Annotated in this window: 6 protein-coding genes and 2 pseudogenes; all 8 read left to right on the top strand. The window is 37.3% G+C overall.

Going from position 1 to position 4,668, the window contains the following annotated elements:
- Positions 1–79: pseudogene (locus M2R47_RS09095) on the top strand (IS1595 family transposase); the annotation flags it as partial.
- Between the two features lie 99 nt (positions 80–178).
- On the top strand, positions 179–688 hold the full coding sequence (locus M2R47_RS09090; protein ID WP_249102376.1) for a hypothetical protein: 510 nt from the start codon (positions 179–181) through the stop codon (positions 686–688).
- Positions 685–1,014 (top strand): hypothetical protein, encoded by a 330-nt coding sequence (locus M2R47_RS09085; RefSeq protein WP_249102372.1) that lies wholly within the window; start codon positions 685–687, stop codon positions 1,012–1,014. Before M2R47_RS09090 ends, M2R47_RS09085 begins: the two co-directional genes overlap by 4 nt.
- 201 nt (positions 1,015–1,215) lie before the next feature.
- Positions 1,216–2,118: pseudogene (locus tag M2R47_RS09080) on the top strand (hypothetical protein); the annotation flags it as partial.
- 11 nt (positions 2,119–2,129) lie between these two features.
- Positions 2,130–2,513, top strand: coding sequence for a hypothetical protein (locus tag M2R47_RS09075; RefSeq protein ID WP_249102370.1), 384 nt, complete (start codon positions 2,130–2,132; stop codon positions 2,511–2,513).
- A 309-nt stretch (positions 2,514–2,822) separates the two neighbouring features.
- Complete coding sequence (locus M2R47_RS09070) at positions 2,823–3,488, top strand: VENN motif pre-toxin domain-containing protein (RefSeq protein WP_283162960.1); 666 nt, start codon at positions 2,823–2,825, stop codon at positions 3,486–3,488.
- A 109-nt stretch (positions 3,489–3,597) separates the two neighbouring features.
- Complete coding sequence (locus tag M2R47_RS09065) at positions 3,598–3,984, top strand: hypothetical protein (protein ID WP_249102360.1); 387 nt, start codon at positions 3,598–3,600, stop codon at positions 3,982–3,984.
- A gap of 445 nt (positions 3,985–4,429) precedes the next feature.
- Positions 4,430–4,668: hypothetical protein (locus M2R47_RS09060; protein ID WP_249102350.1), on the top strand; the 239-nt coding region annotated here is incomplete at its 3' end.

Genomic DNA, 4,668 nt, shown 5'->3' with positions numbered 1-4,668 from the left:
CAAAGAATGTGAGTTTAGATTTAACTACAGCACACCATCTAATCAGCTTAAGATATTGAGAAAATGGTGTGGGATTTAGGGCTTATCTGCTACAGCCCCTAAAAAATTATCATAAAACCATATAAAAGCAAAAGGAATTGTACCAAAACAACATCCTGTTATATCAGTTTTATAGACGATGGTTATTCGTGGTCGCAAGGCAAGCCCATATTCAGTCAATCTGGGCCCTGCCTCATACACCATCATTGAAAATAATAGAAATGGCACTGTTTGGGTTGGTGGTATTCCTGAGAATGACAAATATAAGATTGTTAAACCAGATAATTATCGAGCTGGATATGGAGTCTCTATAAACCCAAAAGACCTGGTAAAAAAAATCCAAGAAAATGCCAAAACAGGTAAGGCGGCAAGAGTCATGGCATGGAAAGTAGGAGTTTCTGTTCAGGTTGGTAGTGTGCTTGGCACAAATGAAGCAGATAAGATTGACAACGCAATTAGAGGCAGGTCATTTGGTTTACAAGCCTGTCATTTTGCCTGCATTGGTGTATCTAAAGGTGAAGGTAAGGAAGGTGCTGTCATCATATCAACAGGAATTGGCAATACACAAATTGGTGTCAACGGTAGCGTCATGCGTCCATTGACAGATAAAGAAAAAGAGACATTAAGAGAGTTAAGGATTTTACGATGAGTCTTAAAGATCGTATTATACTGGTTGTAGGTAGTATTGTTAATATGGTGTTTTATGGCTTATATCTAAAATATCAGGTTTATGATAAAAGCTTTGAAAAAGCAAATCCTTATTTAATTTTATCTAAGCACTACAATATCCCAACAAAAGAAGAATTGGAAATGATTGTCAATGAGATGACTAACTACGAACATTTTTCTCTTGGGGATTTTTATGCAGGTAATTCACGCTCTTTTAGCCGAAGCTTTAAGCATGATATGACTGAAAAAGTCAAATTGGAAGCTCGAAAACAAAATCTTGTGAAACTAGAAACACTGCAAGATTGAGGTGTTTACTGCAAGGGTGAGATTCAGATTGAATCTGGTGTTGATTTGGATATTCGCACTCACAAAAAAACATTTTTTGTTAAAGCATCTTGGAATCCTCGCAACAAATGCCGCACATACTGGTGGGGTGGTAAAAACCCTCGTGCATTACAGCAAAAGCCATAAACCAAACTCCTACAAACAGATGACCCAAACACCCTAACCCAAACCCAAAAAGACACCCTCATCCACCAAGCCAAACTGTTAGCCGCCATCACCGCTGCTTATGCAGATGAAGATGTAGGCACCGCCGCAAGCATGGCAGAGGAGGCGGTGAGGTGGAATGGTACTCGAAGGGCATCCGTCAGAAATCCCATTCAGCAACAAAGAAGGGATCTAATAGCTCTTGAGACAATTGCCATTCGCAAGCATCTGCCAAATTTTCATGGTCTGCAATACATCAGAAGTAATGGTCAAATCACTCAGGAAGAAGTTTTAGAATACCAAGCATTTAGTCGGTTTATTAGATTTTCAAATCAAACCTATGCCAATACAAACATCGCCTATCAGGCGTTTCGGCAGGTAAACAATCGGGTATATTTGCCTCAATCAAATAGACCTGATTCTACGCAGCTTAATATTGGCTTAAATAATGCTAATTTTAATGCTGCTAGGCATGAGCAGATTAATAGTAGGTATATCCAATCATATCGAATTCAACAAATTAGGAATGATTTCAATTCAAATGATATTCAACCTAAGGATATGACAGTAATAATTAATGGTAGAACATACCATGCAAATCCCCGTACAAGTGATAGAGCCCCTATTTATCAGGGAGTTAGCAATCAGGATGTTCAGGCTTATTACATGCAAATTGCTGGAATTCAAAATATGCCAAGTTCACGGCCAATTTCTGGCAGAAAGGATATTTATGGAAATCCTGCACAAGTGTGGTCTATTAAGCCAACACAAGGCCCTCTGGCAGGTGCAACCATCAACTTGAGAACTTACTCAAACACGCAGAAGCAATCAATGGCTAAATACACCATTGAGATAATAGGAGCAAGAAATACGCAATCTGGTATAAAGTCAAATCGTATTGAAATTAAATTTGAAAAATAAGGTGTTTGTCAATGAGATATGATCATTTAATTAACTACCATGATTTGATAGATGCTTCTTATGGAGGTCATATTGGCTATCTTTATGATAACATTAGACAAAATATAGAAAATTTACATAATTTGAAGACTGATAAAAGCTTTGTAATCGATATTTTATTAGATGTTGTTAAATATGTTTTGAATAAAGATATTATTGAATTGCATTTTATGGCTGATATAAGGGATAAAACAGTAGATGAATTGAACTCAACAAATATTGATGAGAAATTGAAATATATTAAGGAAAGTATTCTTGAAAACATCAATGAACATGGTGACATACTTTATGATTTAGATGGGCTTTGGTGGGATGTTTATGCACCTTTTTATGTCATCTGGCACTCTTTAAATTAAAAAATACCAATCAGTCTTGCCATGTTTGGAGGCATATTAATGTGGAATGGCAGTTATCGGAATAAAATGCGTAGGGGGTTTGGTAATGATGATAAACTGTTGACAAGGAAGATTGAAAAGTGTGGATCTTGCATTTACCCAAAGTGTTGCAGATTATTTATTTCTCATCAATGCCAATAAATCAGTTAGAATAATTTAAAGCCCTAGTACTTTCGAAAGGCTAGCAGGGCATAGGTGGTATATAGGCTATCCGCCAAAGCCTCTGGCAATGATTGCAATGCAGGTGCCATTGGTGCTACCATAGGGGAGATGTGGGGTGATTATCAAGTAGATGACCCAAACACCCTAACCCAAACCCAAAAAGACACCCTCATCCACCAAGCCAAACTGTTAGCCGCCATCACCGCTGCTTATGCAGATGAAGATGTAGGCACCGCCGCAAGCATGGCAGAGGAGGCGGTGAGGTGGAATGCGATTACTATAAATAAAGTTAAAGCAAGTGTACCAAAAGCCAATCAAGAAGAAGCTAACAAATTGGTTGCCTTATTAAATGCAGGAACTTTGACAATTAATAAAGAAAACCTAGATTATCTTTACCGGGTTAATACAAATGAAAACTTAACCATATTGGTTAATGCTGATGATGTTGGTAAAGTCTTGGTAACAAGCTCTTGGAAACCCACTAAAGATGGTAGTGGCAATTTAAGAGCCACTGTAAGACCGATAAATCTGTCAAAATGGGCAATTTTTGGCACTTTAACTCTAGTAAAAAGAACAGATGGAACTTACGGGTTTTATGATGACACTTATAACTTTGAAATGCATCATTCTTTAAGACCAGATGAATTGCTTAGAAATGCAAACACTAAAATTGGAAGCCCCATTTGTGGATCTTTAAGTGGCTGTACTGGCTTTAGAATTTCTTTTAATAAAACCAATTACAACCCAAAAAACATTATAGAACTTAAGGATTGATGCCGTGTTTAGGTTTGCCAAGTTATCATTAAAGTTATTGCTTTTGTTACTTTGTCTTATACTGCTATGCATAGCGATAGTTTTATACGACGAAAACAGGAAAATTAATTTGGGTGATAACTACTATTTAGAGCAGTTTAGCCCTGACGAGCGATGGTACACTTTACACTCAAGACGCTCAGAAGAATATATATCGACACCTACAATCGGTATCATAGATTATTATAAAACAAAAGATTATTACATACCGTATGGACTATCTATAAAGTTATGCGACAAGCAAGGATTATACTATTTATGGGATACGGACAAATATTATTATGTGATTCATAGGCGTTCGGGCAGTTTGGACATTCTAAATGGAGATAAAAAATTTGAAATTTTTAGAGATGCTCACAACCTAGATCTAAAAGCATTTTCCATACCAGAAACATTTATGAAAAAAATCAGACTCTCTCATGCTAAGGCAAGCGCAGATGGCTGTTTATATGATTAAGGTTCTTTAATATTTACATTGCCTCCTAAATATTTTACTGGCTCAGGAACTGTTGATATGACAAATCTTCAAGGCAGGGTACGCTACGGCTGTTTGATGCTAGGTTACAATTATATTAATGAGGTTTGCAAATGAATCAATCTGATGGTAATGCACTGGATGCTAAGATAGAGAAAGTAGTGGCTACATTATCAAGAAAAGCCAAAGAAATTGGATCTTATTTGTCTAATGTTACTATTATATTTTTTATTTGCCTGACATCCAGTATGATGACATTTATATTTACGACTTGTAGATCAGGATTGAACCTATTAAGTTAGTTAAGTATAGGACAGGTTAGTTTTGCGATTAACGCCACCAAAAAGACAGCAACTGGGTTTTATGGCAACGCACCCTTGACCAAGGTCAGATCAAACAAAGTGCAATCCTACCTAGCTTTACAGGCATGAACAAGCCTGTGCTTGATGCCAAAGGAGGCATCAGCGTACAAATCCCTGATTCTGAGAAAAACACACAAAGAAGACAACTGACCGAACAAATCCTTGAACTTGCCAACCAACCAGAATATGCCTACTTGTCAGACTTAACTCAGCGAGACGACATCAACTGGCAACAACTCATCTTAACCGATGAAGACTGGGACTATAAACAGCAAGGACTCACTCCAGCAGGGGCGGCGATTGT

Origin of the sequence: Moraxella oculi, from assembly GCF_023336735.1 — a bacterium.
Taxonomy (GTDB): Bacteria; Pseudomonadota; Gammaproteobacteria; order Pseudomonadales; family Moraxellaceae; genus Moraxella; species Moraxella oculi.
The sequence above is the reverse complement of the archived record's forward strand: the minus strand, read 5'-3'. Positions and strand labels throughout refer to the sequence as shown.